The organism is Streptomyces sp. NPDC054765, from assembly GCF_053612065.1.
This window is the reverse complement of sequence record NZ_JBSHBP010000014.1, coordinates 77,754-99,357: the sequence shown is the minus strand read 5'-3', so window position 1 is coordinate 99,357 and position 21,604 is coordinate 77,754. Positions and strand designations below refer to the sequence as shown.

The window sequence follows — 21,604 nt, the reverse complement described above, 5'->3', positions numbered from 1 at the left end:
CAGACATGCCCCTTCTCGTCTACGCCTTCAAGGACGGCAACGGCCGCTGGCACGGCGATCCCGACCTCCCCCTGATCGCCCCCGGCGACGAGCCCGGCCGAGGAATGCTCACCTACCAGCCCGTGCCCGGCACTCCCGAAACGGCCAGCCCGTTTGCCGGACAGACCCTCACCGTCCTGTACGGCAGCGTCGACCTCGACGCAGGACCCGTCACCTACCAGCTCGACACCGGCGGACGCTTCCCAGCCTCCTGGCACGTGCACACCCTGCTCGCCGCACCCTGTGGAGCGGCCCCTCTGCCAGAGGCCATCCGTGACGGGCCCGACCAGTCTGCCTCCCTGGAGACGGTCTTCGCGGAAAACGGCAGCCGATACGCCCTGACCGGCACCCGCGCACGCAACGGTCAACTGACGGTGGAACTCACCGTCAGCACCGACCAGGGCGAAATCCGGGCAGAACTGTGCGGCGCCGTCAGCGACAACGACCTCCAGCCTCTGGCGCGCCTGCTGGAGGCCGCCTCCCACGCCCTGACCGCAGGCAGTACGCCCGCTGTCCCCTCCCCGCCCACCGGAGGCCCCTGGACACCCCAGGAAAGCGCTCACCTGGCAGCCCGGTTCCGCCAGGAACGCGACTTCGGTACCCTCGCCGCCGAGTTCGGCCGCAGCCGCGGCGCCATCTACGCAGAACTCAAACGCCAGCAACTGATCTCCGCCCCTCAGCAGCGCACCACCCCCAAGGACGAGGCGGCTCCCACCACATCGCCGATCCTGCAACAGCGCCGCCTCATCCACCGCAACTCCCACGCCCGCTGGAGCGACGAGGACGACCAGCGGCTGTCCCGGCGCTGCGCCGAAGGAGCAACGAACGCCGAACTCTGCGAGGAGTTCGGCCGCAGCAAGCAGGCCATCGAAAACCATCTTCTCAAGGTCGGGGCCACGGGCCCCGCCGCTGACGAAGCACGCCTCAACCTCCTATAACCCCGCACCCGACGCCGGCTCGCCGGCCCGGGCGATGACCCGGGCCCGGCCACGCGGTCCAGGACATACCCGCGTTCTTTGACGAGCCTTCAGGCACACCCTAGAATCAGTGCCCGATCTGATATCGAAGTTCGCATGCACTTGCAGGGGGTGGTGAAAATGCTGCTGACAACCGGGCAGGCAGCCGAAGAACTCGGCTGCGCCGTCACCACCTTCCGGCGCCTCGTGCACGCCGGACTCCTCCCGGGCCTTACCCGCCGCGGAGTGCGCGTCATGGTCCCGCTGGAAGTCGTCCAGGCCCTCCGCGCACGCCCCCCTGCACCCCTGGACCGGCTGGACACCGACGAGATCGCCGTCCTGCGCGTCGACACAGCTCAGCCCGCGAACGAACCGGACCGGGACTGGATCGGTTTCGCCACCACCCTGACCCACGGCGACCTCCTCAAGGCGCTACGCGGCTGGTGGAGATGCGATGCGCCGAGCGTGGCCGCCGGGGGAGTCCTGCCGGTGACCCTGTCCGGCTATGTAGTGGCCGTCCTGACCGGCCTGGAACGGTGGGAGAAGAACGTCAACGGCCGTCACGCCTTCCCTGACGCCCGCCTGGCCGGCTACGTCAGCGACCTGGCCACGCCCCAGGTCATCCTCTCCTCCAGCGTGGACGGCGACCGGCACATTGCCGAACTGCTGCTGGGCGCCCGGCTCGCTTCCCACTCCGGCGGGGCGATCGCTTACGTCACCACGAACACCGCCGATTAAAACCGCCCGCAGAAGGAAGCCCGATGGACGCACAGAGCTACAACGCCGCTCTCACCGAGCTGCGTACCGTGCGGGACGAGATCAAGAAGGCTCGGGCCGCGCTGGCGAAGCTGGAAGCCGACCGCAACCAGCGCATCACGCACCTGGCCTCCTACGACAAGGCGAAGGCGGAGCGGATCGCCCCGGCCGCCGGACTGAGCGTGGCCGACATCGTCGCCCTGGCCCCCGCCCTCGCCCCCGACACCCTGGCCGCCACCCCGACACAGCCCACGCCCTCTGAGGCGGGCCAGCCTCCCGCCGTCGGCAGCACCGAAACCGAGCCGGCTGCCCCACCGGAAACCGCCGCACCCGCGGCGACACCCGCCCCTGCACCACCCGCGGCCTCCTCCGCCCCGGCTCCGGACGAGGCCGCGCCCCCGGCGTCCGCGCAGGCACCGCGGACCCTGCCTTCCATCCCCGAGGGACACACCGGCGACGCCTGGTTCACGCACACCCGCGGCCTTGCCTCCCAGCGCCCCAACTTCACCCAGCAGGCCCGCCCCACCGTCTTCCTGGACGCCGCTACCGGGGTTCTCGTCCACCGCGACCAGACCACCCGCCTCGATCTCGGCGACCACTCCGCCGCAGCCCTCCTGACAGCCGTCTTCCACACCGTCCCCGACAGCGTCCAGCGCATCTACATCACCGCCGGCGCCCCCTGGCACCGCGACGCAGACCGCTACCCCTACCTCCGCGACGCCGTCGCCGCCTGGCTGAACGCACCCACCCCCGGCTGGCGCACCGACACCGGACGCGGCCGCGACCGGATGGCCGGGCACTTCGTCCACGCCCGCAATCCCGTCGCCCGCTACCAGCGCGACAACGGCGACCACCACGTCGAAATCCGCAGCGTGGGGGAGTGGTTCGACCTCGACGACACCGACCACCCCGGCATCGTCCGCGACGCCTTCCGTCTGCTGTGGGAGGCACTGCGCCGGCAATTCAGCGACGCTGTCGTCATGGGATCCCCCTCCCAGACCGGACGAGACCTGTGGACCCGCACCATTCCCCACAGCGGCAAGTACGCCGACGGTTTCCCCGTCCTGTCCGAGGAACTGCGCGGCCTGCTGCACGCCACCGCAGGCCAGGGCCGCAACGAACTGATCACCCCGCCCCACGTCCCCGACCAGCTGCCCGCCCTCATCGAATACGACCGCACCTTCGCCTACGCCAAACACACCTGGAAATCACCGGTCGGCACCCCCCGCCGCATCACTGCCGCCACCTTCGCCTCCTGGTCCGAGAAAGAACAGCAGCAGGCCCTCTACGGGTGCGGGCACTGGCAGGTACGCGTGACCGTCCCCGACAGCTGGAACCACGTCGGCCTGCTGCCCGCCCCCGCCCCCGGCGAGCGCGCCTGGCACTACCCGCACACCCCGGGGGACACGTTCACCACGTGGGCCGGCGGCCCCGAAGTCCACGCAGTCCTCACCAACCCCCTCCAGCCGTGGAAGATCGAGATCCTCGACGGCATCCTGTGGGACGCAGGCAAACCCCTCGACGAGTGGGCCAAGAAACTCAAGGAGACCTGGAGCAGCCTCTCCGCCCAGGCTCACCTTCACGGCGACGCCCAACAGGCCCGGGCCGCCCACCTCGCTTCCCGCGCCGTCCGCTCCATCCTGCTGTACGGCATCGGATCCTTCGCCCAGCGCCCTCGCATGGTCACCGGCACCACCCCCCGCGCCCACGAACGCGACGTCCCCCCGGACGCCGAGATCATCGGCTTCGACGACCAGCAGATCACCTGGCAGCGTCCCAGCGGCTTTGCCCGCGACCCCAACGCCCATCCCGAGTGGGCGGCCGCCATCTGGTCCGCCGCACGTGCCGCTCTGCTCACCCAGTACCACCGAGACGAAGACACCTACGCCGGAGCCCTGCACACACCTTCCGGCACTGTCGTCGCCTTCCGCACCGACGCCGTCTATCTCACCGCGACGCAGAACTGGCCCTACCAACACCGCCCCGGCGACTACCTCTTGAAGGGCCACCTCACTGGCCCCGTCAACGCCCCCACCACTGAGGAAGAACTCCTCACCCTGCGGGACGCCGGACGCACTGCCCTCGCCACCGGCCAGGAGTCCTGATGCCGCCCAGCCCCCGCCGCAATCGCCCCACGCCACAGGGCGCATTGAACGAAGCGGCACAACTGGCCGACCGGCTCCGGGAAACAGGCTTCACCAAACGCGATATCGCCCGCATCGTCGACCGCGACCCCTCCCTGGTCTCGCAGTTCTACACCAAGAACAAAGGCGCTGCCTTCGTCACCGCCCTGCGCGAAGTCGTCACGGCCGTCGAGACCGCAGGCATCACCGACCTGCCGGAACTCACGGCCATCGCCGCCCGACACATCACCCGCCGCACCACCGCCGACGGCACCCGCGCCCGAGTGCGCGCCAAGGCCGTCCTCATCACCCCCACCGGCTCCGGTACCGGCCGCGTCGGCGCCCAAGCCATCACCACCGGCTCCACCCGCCTGCGCCCCCTGATCGCTGAAGCCGCCAGGCGCGGCCTGCGCCTGGCCTTCACCGTCCGGATGCCGAAGACCTCCTACATCCACGCCTCCGGCAGCCGTACCGACTCACCCGGCATCCGCCGCGACGTCATCCAGCGCGCAGACCACAGCGAAGAACGCTCCTACGGCTCAGCGACCACGGGAGGGTTTGATGCCGCCGACTTCGCCCGCCGGGTCGATGCCGCTGCCGGCGATGTTACTGCCGCTGTCCGGCAGTGGCTCGTGGAAACCGGCCGCATTCACCCTGACGCCCACATCACCCACTTGGAGATCCGCACCTGGCGTCGGCGCTGACACAACCCGCCAGAGCAGAGGCCAGAGTCCAGCTGATGTCCTCCGCGGCCGCATCGACCGTGGTACCCGCCTTGATTCCGGTCGGGCTGCCCTTGATCTTCAAACTCTTGATCACTGTGACGGTGTCACCCTCGGCGAGTACGTTGCCGACGGAATCCCTGACGCCCTTCGGGCGCCGGGCAGGAGCGGGCTCGCTTGAGAGGCCCCGCGGAGCGCTCTCGCGCCGCCCGGTGGCGACCGCTATAGCAGGGCGCATGACGCGTACACGGCCCTCCGCTGCGTCCAGCGCGCCTGCCGCACCGCAACGCATTGACGTGATGTTGGGAGAGCGCTCCCAACCCGTGCAGATCGGTTCCGGGGCGCGGCGGTTGCTCGCCGGGATCGTCCGGGACCTGGGTGCGCGCCGGGCCGCTGTGGTGTCCGCACAGCCGGTCGAAGCGGCGCTTGAACCGGGAATACCCGCCCCCCAACTGTCCGTCCGCGACGGCGAAGCGCATAAGACGCTGGCCACGGTGGAGTGGCTGTGCGGCGAGTTCGCCGCTTTCGGCGCCGTTGCGGGCCTCACTCGGTTATGCAAAAACCGGCCGGTCGGAATTGGTTTAGCGCTTGATGGTAACCATGTCAAGAGGGCTGCCCCATGATCGACACTTTTTCACTCTAACGAGTGGCTTTTGTGCTACTGTTCACGAGGCATGATGCCGGGTGCGAGTGGTCTCGTTTCTGGAGATCCGAAATATTCAGCCTGCTGAATGCCGCTCCGCTCGTGGAGTTCAAGGGGGAAGATTCGTGCAACGAATACACTTTACGCCGGAAAGCCTTGCCAAGTTGCACTTGGTTTCGAGTCCCGATCCATTACGGGAATCCTTATTTGCGCTCGGGATGCTGAGCGTTGGCGGCGGAGGGCCCGCGTTCAACGTCTGGCGAAGACGGGTAGGTGCCTGGGCGGGGGTCGGAGGCGCCGTCGCGTTGGCGCGAACTCTGCGTCCGTTTCCTGACCTGTGCCGAGTCGCCGAAAAAGCATCCGTGGGGGCGTCAGGGCCTGTGGGAACTTCGGCCGCAACGGCACCCGCCGATTTCAAGTCGCGCGTGCTCAAAGACCTGGAAGCTTTCCAGAGGGTGGCAATAGCTCCCTATTGGCCCCGGATATTCGGTCATCTCGAAGCGGACCGCAATGCCCGTGCGCAGATCATACTGAGCGGCGGGATTAATCAATTACTCGGTACGCTGCATCCGGCGATCCGCTGGGTGCCTCCGGTGCTGGAAGTGCCGGGAAATGGAGAAGACGTCAAACTCGAAACCACCGGACTGCTGCTCGCGCCGGCGTTCTTCCTGTCTGCGCGAGCACCTCTGGTAGTGGAGCAGCGGGAGGGTCGACCGCTGCTGCTGTCGTATCCCATCCCGGTGAGACAGGAGTGGAGCGGCGAGCTTTGGGGCGTGAGCGCCGGTGGCGAGCAGGCGCTCCGTGCGCTCGTCGGCCGGACCCGGGCCGCGGTCCTGCAGACGCTGACCCGTACGTGCACCACGACCGAGGTGGGTGAGCGGGTGGGCATTTCCACCGCCGCCGCCAGCCAGCACACCGCCGTACTGCGCGCGGCAGGGCTGATCAGCACGCTTCGTACATTGAACAAGGTGCAGCACACGCTCACACCACTGGGCGGAGCGCTCCTTCGTGGAGATCTGCAGTAGTACCCAACGAGCGCACCGGGCCCGGAAGCTAGCATTCCGGGCCCATGTGTGCGGTACAGATAACTGCACCCCATGACTACTGTCAGCGTCATGGTGCTCACGGTCCGCCGCATTATAGGTTCATGGCATGGGCTTAGTGAGGCTCGGCGTCGACAGAGGCTTTGTGCCGGATTGAGCGGTGTGAATCGGTGATGGGAGGAGACGTGGGCGTTCCCGGTGATTTCCACGAATATGCAGTAATGCTCGACAGTGTGTCGAAAATATACACAACTGAAGACGGCGATAATTGCGCGTTGAATGAGCTATCGCTCGGTGTTCGCAGAGGGCGCTTCTGTGCCGTGATGGGGACTGTCCGGTCCGGTAAGACGACTCTCCTGGAATGCATGGCTGGTGCCGTTCGGTCGGCGTCTGGAACGGTACGGTGGGGCGCCGAAGAAGTGGGCGCGATCGGCTTTCTGCGCGCAGACGATGAACTTACCCGCGAACGCGAGGGAACAGTCCGCGACTTCGTGTCGAAGGGGATGAGTGGCACCGCTTTCGGCGACCGCGAGCTGCAAAAAGCATTTCGGGTCGTACGGCTCTGGGCGCGCCGGCGAACGGTTCGGGACCTCAACCCGACTCAGCTGCAAAAAGCAAGAGTCGCCCGAGTGCTCGCTGATTCCCCCCGACTGGTCTTGGTGGACGGGCCCACCGGGGAGAATCGGGTAGAGGATGCGCGGGTGCTCAGCACCGCCCTGCGCAGGGCGGTGCGAACTCTGAGGGTCACGGCTGTCATGGCCACGTGTGATCCCGTAGCGGCCTCATGTGCGGACAGTGTCGTATTCCTGCGGGAAGGCTGCCTCGTGGATGCTGTGGCGAACGCGTCAGCCAGCGAGATAAATGACTGCATGGAGTCAATCAACGCCTACTGAAGCGTCCGACGTGCCTCGAAGAAGGGTGGTGAACTTCGGGTCGGGTGGGCGGAAGAACGGATGGCGAGACAAAGGGCGCTGCAAGAATCGTAAATCTTCGGGATTCCCTGACCGGCCGATGAGGAAAGAGCTGCGCGGCGATACGCGAGAATTACTCGCTGGCCGCGCTGATCGGGTCCATTGTGCTCAAGGTAGTCGCGTCGGAGTGCCTCGGATGCATCGGCTCGTCTTCGGAGCGGATTGGATAGAAGAGCGTCGGCCCGGGCTGGCGCGGTGTCTGTCTGATGAGAACGGTGGACCCCGGAGAGAGGAAGTACGACGGAGCGATCGCCAAGCCGACTTGCTCCAGCCTCAAATCGGTTCCATGCCCCGGCACTTCGAGTGCGGAACAGGACCAGTGGACGTTCGGATGCAGGCTGCTCAGCAGCGCGTCCGCACCCCTCTCGCGGAGCATACCCATCCGGGCCACGCGGTCGCTCTCCATACTCTTGGCGATCTGGTCCCAATAGGGCGCCACGGACGCGTGGTAGAGGTGCTGGAGAGTGTCGGTCAGACGGTTGGGGCGGGCTCCGGGCCCTGCGGCCGAGGGGCGGTCTCCCCATCGGGATCGCTGCACCAGCCGGTCGATGTCGGGGAAGGGGCGGATGGTCTTCGCCAGCTCGATCAGGTGCTTGGCCGACCGCTGTCGTCCGACTGCTCGGCGCCAGTGCGCGAGCTCCGGTCCGCCACCTCCGGAAGCGAGCAGCTCCAGGGCGAACAGGGTCTCTCGTATGCGGTCGCTCTCGGGCAGTATCCGGGTTTTGAGAAGGCTGTCGGTGGTGAAGTGAAGGCGCGGCACAACTCCCCCATGAAGCTCGGTCAGTGTAAGCAGCGCGGCACTTCAGGGGAGCGCGTCTCCGAGGGCCGGGCAAGGACTGCCGCCACTGCGTCGCGGTTCTGCTGGGGATCATCCCCAGCAGAACCGACGGTACGCCCCGGTCCTGTCAACGGCAGTAGAGCGCATGCCCGTTCACAGGTGCAGTTCTCTGCACCTGTAGGAGGCGGCGGACCGCCGATGCTTCCGGGCCCGGCATACCGCCCCGGTCCGCTCAGCAGGGGGTGCGGTGCTGCCGGGCTCCAGGCGTGCGAAGTCCCTGGGAGATGGTGGGCGCAGGGATGTGGTGTGCGCCGCCCTCAGACCGTGATGAGGACATTGATGACCACACCGATGGCAATGATGGCAAGCACGACCCAGGGCCACATGGGGCGCTCACGGGACGGCTTCCAACCGGTGGGTTCCGGCATGACTGCTCCTGACGCTGGTTCTCGGAATGAGGGGGAGAAGCCGGGTCCCTCGGGCGACGGGGGACGCCCAAGGGACCCGACTGTAAGGCGCCGGCGACGGACGCACAAAGACATGCTGCCGCCGTGCCCAGTTCATGGGTTACTTGTAGTCATCGTGGTTCAGACAGGTGTTCCGAAGATCTTTGAGCCGGTCGTTCTGATCGGAGATATAGCCGATCACCGTACGGCTCGAACCCTTCCCCTTGACCTCCGCGTTGCGCATCTTTTCCGCAGTCGACTCTATAGCCTTGCGGAGCTTTTCATCCGGCGCCTGCTTGGCCATGTCGTCCAGCTCATCGGCGCGTTCCCTGATCTCCTTCTTCGTCTTTTCCACATCATCCGGGAAGGGATTGTTGAACGTCTTGCCCACAATCCTCGCGCACAGCTCCACACGGTCGGCGGTCTTGGCGCTCACATCGTTGCAACCGGTGATTCCCACGGTCAACGCCGCCGCGGTGATGACCGCGGCCCCTACGGTACCGGCCCGTTTGCGGCGCCTCCCGGCTCCGACCCCTGGCTCATGCGGTGTCACCTGCCAGCCTCCCTGTTGTGGTCCGCCACCTGTGGTGGCAGGGTCTGCGGTGTACTCCATCCTGCGCCGTCGCGCGGCGCAGCACAGTGGGGCAGACTCCCGATTCAAGGTGCAGAGAACTACACCCGGATAGCCGCATTCATCGCCGGACAGAGCATGGCGAAGCGCCTTTCGGGCACCCGGCCAGGCTCATTTGACGCCGGCTTAAAGTCATGGTGATCGACGGTCCGAGGCCCCAGGCTGGGGCCTGGCCCCGGACAAGGGGCCGTCAGCATGACGGATGGGATGGTCGATGAGCTCACCGATGACTCTGGCGGAGAAACTCTGGGAGAGCCACGTGGTCAGCTCGCCTCCCGGTGAACCGGATCTCATTTACATCGACCTGCACTTGACCCACGAGGCCACCTCGCCGCAAGCGTTCGACGGCTTGCGGATCGCCGAACGCACCGTCCGACGACCGGAATTGACACTGGCACTGGAAGACCACAATGTGCCGACCGAACCGCTGAGCATCACCGATCCCCTCAGTCGTACACAGCTGGAGACGCTGCGCCGCAATTGTGCTACCCATGGCATCGAATTGTATTCCCTGGGCCATAGTCGGCAGGGCATTGTCCATGTCGTCGGTCCCGAACTCGGTCTTGTGCAGCCTGGCATGGCAGTGGTGTGCGGTGACAGTCACACCTCTACCCATGGCGCCTTCGGTGCTCTGGCATTCGGTATCGGCACCAGCGATGTCGAGCATGTACTCGCGACGCAATGCCTGGAAATGCAGCGACCGAAAACCATGGTGGTGGAATTCGTCGGTGAGCTGTCTTCCGGTGTGGGTGCGAAGGACCTTATTCTGGCCCTGATTGCGAAGATCGGTCCCAACGGGGCCCAGGGGCACATGGTCGAATACCGAGGTGCGGCGATCCGGGCGCTTTCGATGGAATCCCGGATGACGCTCTGCAATATGAGCATCGAGGCCGGAGCCCGCGCAGGCATGATCGCGCCGGACGGCACGACCCTGGACTACCTCAAGGGCCGTCCGCATGCGCCGCGCGGTAGCAACTGGGAAGAGGCTGCCACGCACTGGAGGTCACTGCACAGCGACCCCGGCGCCCGATTCGACCGCTCGGTTGAGCTTGATGTCTCCGCTCTCACGCCCTTGGTGACGTGGGGTACCAACCCCGCGCAGGCGGTACCCATCGCCGCCGAGGTCCCGGACCCCGCCGCTTTCGCCGACCCGCTGGCACGGGCCGCCGCTCAACGCGCCCTGGAATACATGAACCTGACCCCCGGGACCGCCATCCGCGATATCACCATCGATGTCGTCTTCCTTGGCTCGTGCACCAACGGCCGGCTGGAGGATCTGCGGGCCGCAGCCGCCGTGATCAAGGGACGCACCGTCGCCGACGGAACCCGGTTGCTCGTCGTTCCCGGCTCGATGGACGTCCGTAAGGAAGCCGAGGCGGAGGGACTGCACGAGATCTTCCTCGCGTCCGGCGCCGAATGGCGCTCACCCGGCTGCTCGATGTGCCTGGGGATGAACGCCGACCGGCTCGTCGGCGCGGTGCGCAGCGCGTCCACGTCCAACCGCAACTACGAGGGCAGGCAGGGAGCAAGCGCCCGCACCCATCTCGTCTCGCCGGAGGTGGCCGCCGCTACCGCGGTCACCGGCCGGCTGGCCGCCCCCGCCGACCTGGCATAAGAGAGGTCACGCCCCTATGCAAGCCTTCACCGAGCACACCGGCACGGCGGTGGCCGTGCGCCGCGACGACATCGACACCGACCAGATCCTTCCTGCGGAGTTCTGCAAGCGGGTCGTCAAGTCCGGCTACGAGGACGCCCTGTTCAGACGCTGGCGCGAGCAAGGCGACTTCGTCATCGACCGGCCCGAATACGCCGGGGCGACGGTACTGCTGGCCGGAAAGGACTTCGGCATCGGCAGCTCTCGGGAGCACGCCGTCTGGGCGCTGCGCGACGGCGGCTTCGTGGCGGTGGTGGCCACCGGCTTCGGCGACATATTCCGGCGGAACGCGCTGAACAACGGGCTGATCCCGGTCGACCTGCCGGCCTTGGTGGTTGAGGGGCTGATGGACCTGGCCGAGGCCACTCCGGGCTTCCGAGTGACCGTTGACCTGCGCGCCTGCCGGCTGCGCTGGGCGGACGGCGGTGCCGACTTCGGGATCGACGCCCGCGCGCGCCGGATGCTGCTGGAAGGCAACGACGCGATCGAGCAGACGCTGCTGCGGCGGGAAGCCATCGCGGCGTACGAGGCGAGCCGACCCCCCTGGCTGCCGACGATCCCGCGCGGTGCGTTCGACGGCGCCGCGGCCGGCCCGGCGGTCCGCTGATGGCGACCACCGCGCAGCGCGTGCAGCGCTCCCTCGGAGCCGCCAGGGTGCGGCAGCTGCCCGGAGGCGGCCTCGCCGACCTGCTGCGCGCCGGGGTCCCGGCCGGCACGGTGAACCTCGCCGTGGGCACCCCCGCCTTCCCCGACCCTCCCCAGGAACTGGTGGACGCGGCCTGTGCGGCGCTGCGTTCGGGCGTGCACCAATACCAGGATCCGGCCGGTGTCCTGGCCCTGCGGGAGCGGATCGCGGCCGGGCTGCCCGGCAGCCCCGACCCAGCGACCGAGCTGACGGTGACGGTGGGCGGCAGCGAAGGCCTCTGCGTGGCTCTGCTGGCCGCGGTCGACCACGGCGACGAGGTGATCGTCCTGGAGCCGTTCTACGAGAACTTCCTCAGCGCGGTGGCCCTGGCCGGCGGCCGGTTGCGCCCGGTGCCGCTGCGCGAACCGGACTGGAGCCCGGACCTCACGGAGCTGGCCGCCGCCTTCGGCCCCCGCACACGAGCCATCATCCTCAACAGCCCCAGCAACCCCACAGGCCAACTACTGGACCGCCTCCACCTTGAGTGGCTGGCCGAGCAGTGCCGGAAGTGGGACGTCACCGTCATCTCCGACGAGGTGTACGCCACTTACGTCTACGACGGGCGGCAGCACTGTTCGGTGGCCGAGGTCCCGGGGCTGGCCGAGCGCAGCATCGTCGTGGGCAGCTTCTCCAAGAGCCACGCGGTCAGCGGCTGGCGGCTGGGCTATCTGCGCGCCCGTCCGCAATGGACCGACCTGCTGCGCCAGATCCATGTCGCCACCACGGCCGGCGCGCCTGCCCCCTTGCAGCACGCCGCGGCCGCCGTCGACCTGTTCACAACGGAGCGCTGGGACCCGTCGACAGCCATGCGTGAACGGCGCGACAGCACGGTGGACATGCTGCGCGAGGCCGGATTCCGCTGCGCCGTACCCGCCGGCGGGTGCTACGTGATGGCAGCGATCGACGGCCTGACCGACGAACCGAGCCCCTCCTTCGTCCGCACCCTTGCCGCGGAGACCGGGGTGCTGGTGGCCCCCGCCACGCCCTTCTTCGCCGACCCCCGCCGCGGCGAACGCCACGTACGTGTGGCGTTCAACCGCCCGGCCGACACCCTCGACACCGCCAGACAGCGACTGCGCGCACAGGCGCGACGCCGCCCCGGCTTCTCGCACAGTTCTCAGGAAGGTGAACCAGCGTGACAACCGCGATCGACCTTGTCACCGAGCCCCAGCACGGCGGCCTGGTGCTCGGTATCTCCGCAGGCGCCCCGGGTGCCGGCCTGACCGCATTGGGTGCGCAGCACGGCGACCTCATCCGCGAGCGGGTGATCGAGCACGGTTCCGCCCTGCTCAGCGGTTTCGAATGGGGGGACTGGGCGGAGCTGGACGCCTTCGTCAACAGCGTCGTCGGCCGGCCCCTGGACTACACCGAGCGGTCCTCTCCCCGGACGGAGCTGCACCCCGGGGTATTCACGGCCACCGACCACCCGCCGACCGAGGAGATATTCCTCCACACCGAGCAGTCCTACAACCTCAGCGTCCCGCGCTATCTGTTCTTCTTCTGCCGCCAGGGTGCTCCTGAGGGCGGCGCCAACACGCTCTCCGACTGCCGCGCCCTGCACGACGCGCTGCCCCGCGAGATCGCCGACCGGTTTGACAAGGAAGGCTATTTGCTCGTCCGCAATTTCCTCCCCGGGCTCGGTCTGTCCTGGCAGGAGGCGTTCGGCACCAAGGATCGGGAGGAGGTACGCATCTACTGCGAGGCGAACTCCATCGAGCTGGAGTGGCTGGACGAGGACCACCTGCGCACCAAGCAGGTGCGCTGGGCGGTGGCGACCCACCCGACCACCGGTCGGCGCTCCTGGTTCAACCACATGACCTTCTTCCACGCCCGCACACTGCGCGAGGAGGTCGGCGAGTTCCTGCTGGAGGAGTACGGCCCCTGGGGTATGCCGACCAACACCTTCTACGCGGACGGCTCGCAGATCCCCGACGACATCGTCGTCGGCCTCCAGCAGGCGTACCGGGATCAGCAGATCGAGGTGACCGCCCGGACCGGGGACGTCCTGATCGTGGACAACCTCAGTGTCGCGCACGGCAGGTTGCCCTTCGAGCCGCCCCGTGAGCTGTTCGTGAGCATGTCCGACGCCCTGTCGTGGTCGCAGCTGCGCCCGGCGGAGCGGACCTCCTCCCCCGGAGCCGGGGCCGCGGCGCCGGGCGAGTGAGCGGACCCGCGGACGGCAGTCCCGGGGAGGCGGGCGGCGCCCTGGAGCTGCCGGACGGCAAGGCGGTGACCGTGGCCGACGGGCAGGCTGACCGGGACGGCCGGCCGGCCGTGGTGGACGGCGGTGGCGCCCAGGTGCCCCGCCCGCTCTCCCGCAACCGGGAGTACAACCTGCTGTGGAGCGCCAACGTGTTCTCACAGCTCGGCGCCCAGGGCACGCTGATCGCCTATCCGCTCCTGGTGCTTGCCCTCGGGGGCTCTGCCCTCCAGGCGTCGCTGGTGGAGTTCGCCATCGGTGGTTCGCGGGCTCTGGCCGCGCTGCCCGCCGGGGCCCTGGTGGACCGGTGGGACCGTAAGAAGGTGCTGCTGTTCTCGGAGCTGGGCCGGGCTGTGGCTCTCGGGTTGCTCGCCCTGTCGGTGGCCGTGGGCACCGGTGGCTTCGGCGTGATCGTGGCCGTGGCCGTGGTCGAGGGAGTGTGCACGGCGCTGTTCACCACCACCGACCAAGCGCTGCTGCCCGGCGTCGTGCCGCGCTCCCAGCTGGGGACGGCGGTGGCGCGCAACACGGCCCGCTATCACCTCGCCACGGTGGTCGGCCCCGGGCTGGGTGGCATGCTCTACGGAGCACAGCGGCTGCTGCCCTTCCTGGCACAGTCGGTGGCCTCCTTGGTGTCCTTCTGCATGCTGCTCTTCCTGCGCACGCCGCAGCCGCCCCCCACCACGTCGCCGGAGCCCCGTGAGGGAATGCTGAGCGCGATGCGTACGGGCCTGCGGTGGCTGGCCGCCAACCGGCCCATCCGCACCACGGTGCTGGTCGCCACGGCCTTCAACATGGTCTTCAGCGGCCTGCTTCTGGTGGTCGTCGTGATGGCACAGCAGGCAGGCAGACCGGCCGGTGAAATCGGCGCGATCGGCGCCGTGTTGGGCGCCGGTGGTGTGGTGGGCGCGGTGCTGGCACCGCGTTTCCGCCATGCGCTGACACCGTACGCCGCCCTCATGACGCTCACCTGGGCCGCGGCGGTGCTGGTGCCGCTGCTGGCTGTCGTGCCTCTGGGATACGCGAGCGGGCTGGTGCTGGCCGCCATAGCGCTGCTGGCCCCCACTGCCACCGCGATTGTGACGACCTACCAAATGCTGGTGACGCCGGATGAGATGCGCGGCCGGCTGGCCGGGGTGATCGGGGTCTCGATGAGCGCTGCCTCGGCCCTGGGGCCGCTGATCGGCGGTGTACTGCTGCAGACCGTGGGAGGAACGTCCACCGTACTCGTGTGCACGGCGGCGCTGGGAGCCATCGCGCTGGTGGTGACACTGGGGCGAACCGTGCGCGCTTTCCCGCGGCTCAAGGAGCTGGAAGGGCCCGCCACTTGAGAGACGAATGACCAACGCCCTCAGCGCCCCGAACGTCAGCGCTACCGTCGCCAGGCCCGGCCCCACCCCTACGACAGGGGCGGAGCCGGGCCCGGCGGCCGTCGTCCGCCAGCAGTAGTGCCGGGCCTGCATCAGCCGACGGACATCAGGCCCGCAGGTACGCCAGCACTGCCAGTACGCGCCGGTGCCCGCTGGCGGGGGCCGGAAGTTCGAGCTTGGCGAAGATGTTGCCGATGTGTTTGTTGACCGAACTCTCGGCGATGAAGAGCGTTTCGGCGATGACGCTGTTGCTCTGGCCCTCGGCCATCAGCGCCAACACCTCACGTTCCCGCTGGGTGAGCGTGCCCAGCGGATCGTCGCCCGCCTTGCGGATCATCAGCTGGGAGATCACCTCCGGGTCCATGGCGGTACCCCCGCCGGCGATCCGCTCCAGCGCCTCAAGGAAATCCTCCGTATGCCCCACCCGGTCCTTGAGCAGATAGCCGACGCCCGAGGCGCTCTGCGCCAGCAGCTCGCCCGCGTACGCCCGCTCCACGTACTGGGAAAGCACCAGTACCGGCAATTCAGGGATTTGGCGCCGGGCCTCCACCACCGCGCGTAGGCCCTCATCACGGAAGGTGGGTGGCAGCCGGACGTCCACCACCGCGGCATCGGGGCGGTGTTCGAGGAGTGCGGGCAGCAGGTCGTCGCCGTTGTCCACAGTGGTGCAGATCTCGTGGCCCTCGCTGGCCAGAAGCAGGACCAGGCCCTCCCGGAGCAACGCGTTGTCTTCGGCGATCAGGATCCGCATGGAATCTCCACTCTGAGTACGGTCGGGCCCCCAGGCGGGCTGGTGAGTTCTGTCGTGCCGTCGAAGGCGGCGACCCGGCGGCGTACCCCCATGATTCCGCTGCCCGAATGCTCCGAGGCACCACCCCGGCCATTGTCCTCCACCTGTATGGAGATGCTCCGCTCGGTGATCCGCAGCCGCACCAGCGCACTGTCCGCCCCGCTGTGCTTGGCGATGTTGGTCATCGCCTCGGAGACGACGAAGTACGCGGCCGCCTCCACCGCTGCCGGAGCACGCAGCGGCGACCTCTCACTGTCCTCGATATCGATCTTGGTGGGTACTTCATTCAGCGCGGTAAGTGCGCGGACGGCGTCCACAAGACCGCGGTCGATGAGCACGGGTGGGTAGATGCCGCGCACGAGTTGACGCAGCGATTCCAGTGAGTGCTGGGCGAGTTGCTGGGTCGCATCCACCATCTCGGGCACTTGCTCGGGGCGGGCATTGAGCGCCCGCTTGATCATGCCAAGACGCAATGACACGGCAACGATTCCGGCCTGTGCGCCGTCGTGCAGGTCCCGCTCGATGCGGCGCAGTTCCGCGTCGTGCGCGTCCAGCGCCTCGGCACGGGTGACGGACAGTTCCTGCACCCGCTGGGCCAGGGGGATCTGGGTGCGGGCGATCAGCAGCCGCCGGGAGCCCAGAGCGTGCAGTCGGGCCAGCAACGACACCACAGCGGCGGCCACCACCGCGTAGCCCACTCCCATGAACATGGCGCCGATCGCCTTCGGCCACGAATCGACGTTGATCATGATGACGGAGTCCCGCTCCAGCGGGGCGAGCCGCCACCACAGGGGTGCGGAGAGCCAATTGACCGCGCCGCCGCAGGCGCTCACCGCCGCGATGCACACGGTCGTGCCCAGCAGGCTGTGAGTCAGCAGCCAGACGACGTCCTTGCGCACGGCTGGGTCACTCAGTGACAGCTTCGGTGGCTTGGGGTCGGTGTCCAACCCCCGGTAGTGGGTGACCACTTCGACACCCAGTTGGCGGGAGACCCGGCGGCGGTGGAACTCGGCTACCCGGCGCAGTCCGCGCAGTGCGAGGGGCAGCAGTAGGAAGCCCGTACCCACCAGGCACAGGGCGAGGACGATGATGAGCGCGTAGAGGAAGAGCACGCCGGCCAGACCAGTCCCCAAGCACAGCAGGATGTAACCGGCGGCTGGTGGGAAGCGGCTGAACATCTTCCGGAGCAGTTCCCGAAAAGGCATCTGGCGCAGTGTCGTGAACACGGGCGCGGACATGGATGACTAGACCCCCCGAGGCAGCATCGTGATCACCGTACCACCGGCGGTGATGCCAAGGCCGGGCACCGGCTGGTCTGCGGAGCCCGGCCAGCAGCCCGAGCGGCCGCTTTTCCCCAGGCCGGGGCAATGCCGGCGAGTTAGCGAGCCCGGTTTATCCCCTGGTCACGTTGCGTAGATCATCACTTTCGGTGAGGCTGACGCGAAGGCCGGGATGCGACAATGGAACTCCCGGCAGGACAGAAGATCGACCAAGATCCGACTGTCCGCAAGGGAACTCCCTTAGGTGCTTAATGTGTCATCGCCCGGCCGCAGTCCGCCAACTCCGCAGGCAGACAAGGGGGGCCGAACGAGCCGTCGGCGGCACCGGGCCAGCCGTTCGGAGAGCATGTCCGCCTCGGGGTGCTCACAGAGGGATTACTCCCGAGCTGGTGGACGAGGTCATGGAGCATAGCGGCCACACCCAATGCCGCCGTCGTCTGCTGCCTGCCCGCATGATGGTCTACTTCGTTCTGGCACTGCCCTATTCGAGCGCAGGTGCGGCCCCTTCAGGGCCCCGGGCACACCGGGTGTCTTCGCTTTCGGACTGCGGCTGGTCGCCTGGGACGGCACGGCCCTGGATGTGCCCGACACTTTGGCGAACGCCGCCGAGTTCGGCGACACCGGGAAGAACGGAAACCCGCACGCGCCGCACGCCGCGAGGTCATGCGCGAGATCCTGGTCGATCTCCTGCCGGCGCGCCGTGAGTGGTAATGCGGCCGCGTCAAGAAGCCGCCCCAGTAACATCCACTACACGCTCAGAGTCACCTGGCACCCACTCCGGCCAAGGGAAACGCCATTGCAGGCCCGGGGCACTTATCTGCACCTTTCATTCTCCAGTTCACGTGGTGGTCCGAGGCGACCTCGGGGACCTAGCGTCCTGAAGGGAAACACTGGACGAAAAACTGTGCAGCGAAGGGTCGGATGTGAGCAGAAGGGACCGGGCGGCACGGGCCGAGGCGGAACTGGCTGTGACTTCCCGTGCAAACGAGGCCACGCCCCCGGGGCAGGGCAACGGTGACGGGCCGTCGGCGGGCAGCAATCAGGTGGTACGCCTCGACGGTGTCCGCAAGACATATGGCAAGGGCGCCGGCGCCGTGCACGCCCTGCGCGACCTCTCCCTCAGCTTCGCGCGTGGTTCCTTCACCGCGGTCATGGGGCCCTCGGGCGCGGGCAAGAGCACCTTCCTGCACTGCGCGGCGGGTCTGGACCGGCCGGACACCGGGACCGTGCTGCTGGGCGGAACTGATCTCTCGGGCCTCAACGAGGTCGAACTGACCATGCTGCGCAGGGAGCGCGTCGGGTTCATTTTCCAGGCGTACAACCTGATGTCGGCGCTGACGGTCGCCGACAACATCACGCTCCCCCTGATGCTCGCCGACCGTCAGCCGGAGGCCGCCTGGCTGGACCGGGTAGTGGCCCAGGTGGGGTTGAGCGACCGGCTCGGGCACCGGCCGGCTGAGCTCTCCGGCGGTCAGCAGCAGCGCGTCGCCATCGCCCGTGCGCTTGCCGCGCGGCCCGAGGTCGTCTTCGCCGACGAACCCACCGGCGCCCTGGACACCCGTACGGCCAAGCAGGTGCTGCAGCTGCTGCGCGACATCGTCGACTCGACGGGGCAGACCGTGGTCATGGTGACCCACGACCCGGTCGCCGCCTCCTACGCGCACCGGGTGGTGTTCCTGGCGGACGGCCGGTACGCGGAGGAGATGAACAGGGCGACGCCGGACCAGATCGCCGAGCGGATGACTCGCCTGGGAGAGTGGTGAGACGTGTTCAGTCTCGTACTGAAGACGGTCAAGGAGCGCAAGAGCGGCTTCGTGGGGGCGTTCGTAGCCCTTTTCGGGGCATCGATCCTGATCACCGCATTCGGTGTCATCCTCCAGTCCGGCATCGGCTCCGGGGTCTCGGTACAGCGTTATGACCATGCTTCGGTGGTCGTCGCGGGCAAGCAGGAGTTCTCGGTCACCGAGGGCAAGAGCACCAAGACCAAGACGCTGGACGACCCCGTCGGGGTGCCGCGCTCGCTGGTGGACAAGACCGCAGCGGTGCCCGGTGTGCAGCGGGTCGTGGCCGATCTGCGCTTACCCACCCAATTGGTGGACAAGGACGGCAACATCCTCAAGGGCGAGGACGGGGCGGAGACCCTTGGGACCACGTGGGCCAGCTCGGTGCTCGGTCCGTTCGAGCCGGTCGGCGGCCGCGGGGCGGAGCATCCTGGAGAGGTCGTCCTGGAAAAGTCCCTCGCCGAGCGGGCCGGGGTCTGGGCCGGTGGCACCGTGCGGCTGGCGACGACCGAAGCGGCCGCATGGTTCAAGGTGGTCGGCGTGGTCGAGTACCGGGGCCCCGGTGACGAGCTGCGTACGCCACCGGTGTTCTTCTCCGACGCGCAGGCCCGGCAGCTCTACGGCCGGGACGACCAGGTCTCGGCGATCGGCGTGCTCGGTAAGAAGGGCACCGACCCCGAGGAGCTCGCGGAGCGGATCGGCCAGAAGCTCGACAAGACCCCGGTGGAGATCTACACGGGCGACGGGCGCAGCAGTGTGGAGAACCCGGACGTGGCCTCCGCGCGCGGCAGTCTGAAGGAGCTGGCCGGATCGCTGGGCGGCACGGTCATCCTCATCACCATGATGGTGGTGAGCAGCACCCTGGCGCTCGGCGTACACCAACGGCGCCGGGAGTTGGCCCTGTTGCGCGCGGTCGGGGCGACACCCAAGCAGATCCACAAGATGATCGCCGGCGAGGCGCTGGTGATCTCGCTGCTGGCGTCGGTGCTCGGCTGTCTGCCAGGCGCGATGGCCGCTGGCCTGCTGCGCGGTGCGCTGTCCGTCATCGGTGTCGTGCCGGGAGACTTCGAGTTCTCCTACGGGCCGATTCCGATGATCGCCGCGGTGGCCATCGGCGTGATCACCGCTCAGGTCGCGGGCTTCGGCGTGGCCCGCAAGGTGGTGTCCATCCGGCCGGTGGAGGCGCTGAGCCAGTCGCAGACCGAGGAGCCGACGCTGGGGCGTGCCCGGATCACCTTCGGCGTGGTGCTGCTGGTGCTCGGGCTGGCCGCCTCTATGCTCCCGCTGTTCTTCGGCAGCATCTTCGCTGTCGCGGGGGCGGGCAGCGGCGGTCTCATCATGGTCATCGCCATCCTGATGCTGGCGCCACCGGTGGTGGGCCGGGCGACCCGGCTGCTGGCGCGGCCCTTCCAGCAGCGGTTCGGCACGCTGGGGTATCTGGCCGTGGCCAACACCCGCTCCAACGCCCGGCGGTTGGCTGCGGGCATCGGGCCGCTGATCCTGGCGATCGGCTTCGCCTCCGTACAGCTGTTCATCCCCACCACCACCTCCGAGGCGGCCAAGGACCAGGCCGCCGCGGGTGTGATCGCCGACTACACGCTCAACAGTGACGCCGGCGGGGTGCCGGTGGGGGCGACGCGGGACGTCCAGCGGCTGCCCGGCGTGGAAGCCGCAGCCGGGGCCGTACGGATCAAGCTGTTCGCCTCCCGGAAGCTGCTGGACTCCCCGGAGGTCTTCGACTACGACGCACAGGGCGTGACGCCACAGAAGCTGGACAAGCTGTTCGATCTCCAGGTCGACAAGGGTGACTTGAACGGCCTGGGCAAGACCCCGGACACGGTCGCCCTCAGCAGCGGCGCGGCGAGCACCTTGGGGGCCGGGGTGGGGGACCGGGTGCGGCTGCACCTCCCCGACGGCGCGCAGCAGCAGCCCAAGGTCGTCGCCGTATACAAGCGCGGCCTGGGCTTCGGAGACGTCACGCTCCCGCATGATGCAGTGATCGCGCACAGCTCCAAGCGGCTGGACGATTCCGTCCTGGTGCGGGTGGCACCGGGTGCGGACAAGGACAAGGTCGCCGGGGTCCTGGAAGGAATCGGCAAGCGGTATCCGGGGCTGAAGATCCTGGACGAGGGCGGTCTGTCCGTCGCCCAGGAGCAGAGCGCGATGGCCGGGCTGGTCGGCAGCGCGCTGCCGCTGGTGCTTGTCTTCGGCTACATCGCCGTCGCAGTGGCCAACACCCTGGTGATGACAACTCTGGGCCGAGCACGGGAGTTCGCCCTGCTGAGGCTGGTCGGCGCGACGCCGGAACAGGTGATGCGCATGATGCGCACGGAGACCTTGATGGTCATCCTCATCGCCGTGGTGGTGGGCACCGTCGTGCCGCTGCTTCCCCTGATGACGGTGAGCCTCGGGCTGACCTCCTCACCCGTGCCCTACATCCCGCCGCTGCTCTATCTGGGGATCGTCGCGGCGACGGCGGCGCTGGCCGCGGCGGCGGTACTGCTGCCGACCAAACTGGCGCTGCGCTCCCGCCCCGCGGACGCCATCGGGGTGCGCGAGTAGCGCACATACCAGCGGAAAACAGCCGGCTGGCGGGGCTCGCAGCAGCGGGGCCGCCGGCCGAGCGCATCGCGGACCGCGTACGGCATCGGCTGCCGCAACCCCCGGCAGAGTGGCAACCTGCGCTATTTGCCTGCCGCTTAACGTCCCTACCTGGCTGAACTCCCCGGTGTTAGC

18 protein-coding genes and 1 pseudogene are annotated in these 21,604 nt (G+C 68.2%); 14 read left to right on the top strand and 5 right to left on the bottom strand.

The window, feature by feature from the left end; genetic code table 11:
- The first annotated feature begins 5 nt into the window (after positions 1 to 5).
- The 4 genes from ACWGJY_RS12125 (at position 6) to ACWGJY_RS12110 (ending at position 4,578) form a co-directional block, all read left to right on the top strand.
- Positions 6 to 977, top strand: coding sequence for a hypothetical protein (locus ACWGJY_RS12125; RefSeq protein ID WP_453260680.1), 972 nt, complete (start codon positions 6 to 8; stop codon positions 975 to 977).
- A 135-nt stretch (positions 978 to 1,112) separates the two neighbouring features.
- The gene (locus tag ACWGJY_RS12120) at positions 1,113 to 1,733 is read left to right on the top strand and encodes a helix-turn-helix domain-containing protein (protein WP_453260679.1); all 621 of its coding nucleotides are present in this window, start codon (positions 1,113 to 1,115) and stop codon (positions 1,731 to 1,733) included.
- Between the two features lie 23 nt (positions 1,734 to 1,756).
- Entirely contained in the window at positions 1,757 to 3,856 is a 2,100-nt protein-coding gene (locus ACWGJY_RS12115) for a hypothetical protein (RefSeq protein ID WP_453260678.1), read from the top strand.
- The gene (locus ACWGJY_RS12110) at positions 3,856 to 4,578 is read left to right on the top strand and encodes a helix-turn-helix domain containing protein (RefSeq protein ID WP_453260677.1); all 723 of its coding nucleotides are present in this window, start codon (positions 3,856 to 3,858) and stop codon (positions 4,576 to 4,578) included. Before ACWGJY_RS12115 ends, ACWGJY_RS12110 begins: the two co-directional genes overlap by 1 nt.
- 55 nt (positions 4,579 to 4,633) lie before the next feature.
- Here the strand turns inward: ACWGJY_RS12110 and ACWGJY_RS12105 are convergent.
- Positions 4,634 to 4,834 (bottom strand): annotated as a pseudogene (locus ACWGJY_RS12105) (PhnA domain-containing protein); the annotation flags it as partial.
- Positions 4,835 to 5,664: 830 nt separating this feature from the next.
- On the opposite strand from ACWGJY_RS12105, the gene ACWGJY_RS12100 reads away from it, so the two are divergent.
- Together ACWGJY_RS12100 and ACWGJY_RS12095 are read left to right on the top strand one after the other, a co-directional pair.
- Positions 5,665 to 6,264, top strand: a complete 600-nt coding sequence (locus ACWGJY_RS12100; protein ID WP_453260676.1) for a hypothetical protein — start codon at positions 5,665 to 5,667, stop codon at positions 6,262 to 6,264.
- Positions 6,265 to 6,455: 191 nt separating this feature from the next.
- Positions 6,456 to 7,175, top strand: coding sequence for an ATP-binding cassette domain-containing protein (locus tag ACWGJY_RS12095; RefSeq protein WP_453260675.1), 720 nt, complete (start codon positions 6,456 to 6,458; stop codon positions 7,173 to 7,175).
- 151 nt (positions 7,176 to 7,326) lie between these two features.
- Here ACWGJY_RS12095 and ACWGJY_RS12090 read toward each other — a convergent pair whose 3' ends face one another.
- Both ACWGJY_RS12090 and ACWGJY_RS12085 read right to left on the bottom strand, forming a co-directional pair.
- A complete protein-coding gene (locus ACWGJY_RS12090) occupies positions 7,327 to 8,013 on the bottom strand; it encodes a hypothetical protein (RefSeq protein WP_453260674.1) in 687 nt (228 codons plus the stop codon).
- Positions 8,014 to 8,598: 585 nt separating this feature from the next.
- Positions 8,599 to 9,030, bottom strand: coding sequence for a hypothetical protein (locus tag ACWGJY_RS12085; RefSeq protein WP_453260673.1), 432 nt, complete (start codon positions 9,028 to 9,030; stop codon positions 8,599 to 8,601).
- Positions 9,031 to 9,334: 304 nt separating this feature from the next.
- Between ACWGJY_RS12085 and leuC the strand changes: the two genes are divergently transcribed.
- The 5 genes from leuC to ACWGJY_RS12060 are packed head-to-tail and all read left to right on the top strand — an operon-like array spanning position 9,335 to position 14,978.
- Positions 9,335 to 10,723 carry a 3-isopropylmalate dehydratase large subunit gene (leuC, locus tag ACWGJY_RS12080; protein WP_453260672.1) on the top strand — a complete coding sequence of 463 codons (1,389 nt, stop codon included), beginning with the start codon at positions 9,335 to 9,337 and terminating at the stop codon, positions 10,721 to 10,723.
- Positions 10,724 to 10,739: 16 nt separating this feature from the next.
- On the top strand, positions 10,740 to 11,369 hold the full coding sequence (leuD, locus tag ACWGJY_RS12075) for a 3-isopropylmalate dehydratase small subunit (RefSeq protein WP_453260671.1): 630 nt from the start codon (positions 10,740 to 10,742) through the stop codon (positions 11,367 to 11,369).
- The gene (locus ACWGJY_RS12070; protein WP_453260670.1) at positions 11,369 to 12,586 is read left to right on the top strand and encodes a pyridoxal phosphate-dependent aminotransferase; all 1,218 of its coding nucleotides are present in this window, start codon (positions 11,369 to 11,371) and stop codon (positions 12,584 to 12,586) included. The genes leuD and ACWGJY_RS12070 overlap by 1 nt, the downstream gene beginning before the upstream one ends.
- On the top strand, positions 12,583 to 13,611 hold the full coding sequence (locus ACWGJY_RS12065; protein WP_453260669.1) for a TauD/TfdA family dioxygenase: 1,029 nt from the start codon (positions 12,583 to 12,585) through the stop codon (positions 13,609 to 13,611). Before ACWGJY_RS12070 ends, ACWGJY_RS12065 begins: the two co-directional genes overlap by 4 nt.
- Complete coding sequence (locus ACWGJY_RS12060; protein WP_453260668.1) at positions 13,608 to 14,978, top strand: MFS transporter; 1,371 nt, start codon at positions 13,608 to 13,610, stop codon at positions 14,976 to 14,978. The genes ACWGJY_RS12065 and ACWGJY_RS12060 overlap by 4 nt, the downstream gene beginning before the upstream one ends.
- A 145-nt stretch (positions 14,979 to 15,123) precedes the next feature.
- Here ACWGJY_RS12060 and ACWGJY_RS12055 read toward each other — a convergent pair whose 3' ends face one another.
- Positions 15,124 to 15,768 carry a LuxR C-terminal-related transcriptional regulator gene (locus tag ACWGJY_RS12055; protein WP_453260667.1) on the bottom strand — a complete coding sequence of 215 codons (645 nt, stop codon included), beginning with the start codon at positions 15,766 to 15,768 and terminating at the stop codon, positions 15,124 to 15,126.
- Positions 15,756 to 17,012, bottom strand: coding sequence for a sensor histidine kinase (locus tag ACWGJY_RS12050; RefSeq protein ID WP_453260666.1), 1,257 nt, complete (start codon positions 17,010 to 17,012; stop codon positions 15,756 to 15,758). The genes ACWGJY_RS12055 and ACWGJY_RS12050 overlap by 13 nt, the downstream gene beginning before the upstream one ends.
- Before the next feature lie 326 nt (positions 17,013 to 17,338).
- Between ACWGJY_RS12050 and ACWGJY_RS12045 the strand changes: the two genes are divergently transcribed.
- The 3 genes from ACWGJY_RS12045 (at position 17,339) to ACWGJY_RS12035 (ending at position 21,430) form a co-directional block, all read left to right on the top strand.
- The gene (locus tag ACWGJY_RS12045) at positions 17,339 to 17,791 is read left to right on the top strand and encodes a transposase domain-containing protein (protein ID WP_453260665.1); all 453 of its coding nucleotides are present in this window, start codon (positions 17,339 to 17,341) and stop codon (positions 17,789 to 17,791) included.
- 339 nt (positions 17,792 to 18,130) lie between these two features.
- Complete coding sequence (locus ACWGJY_RS12040) at positions 18,131 to 18,850, top strand: ABC transporter ATP-binding protein (RefSeq protein ID WP_453260721.1); 720 nt, start codon at positions 18,131 to 18,133, stop codon at positions 18,848 to 18,850.
- Positions 18,851 to 18,853: 3 nt separating this feature from the next.
- A complete protein-coding gene (locus ACWGJY_RS12035) occupies positions 18,854 to 21,430 on the top strand; it encodes an ABC transporter permease (protein WP_453260664.1) in 2,577 nt (858 codons plus the stop codon).
- The last annotated feature ends 174 nt before the right edge of the window (positions 21,431 to 21,604 follow it).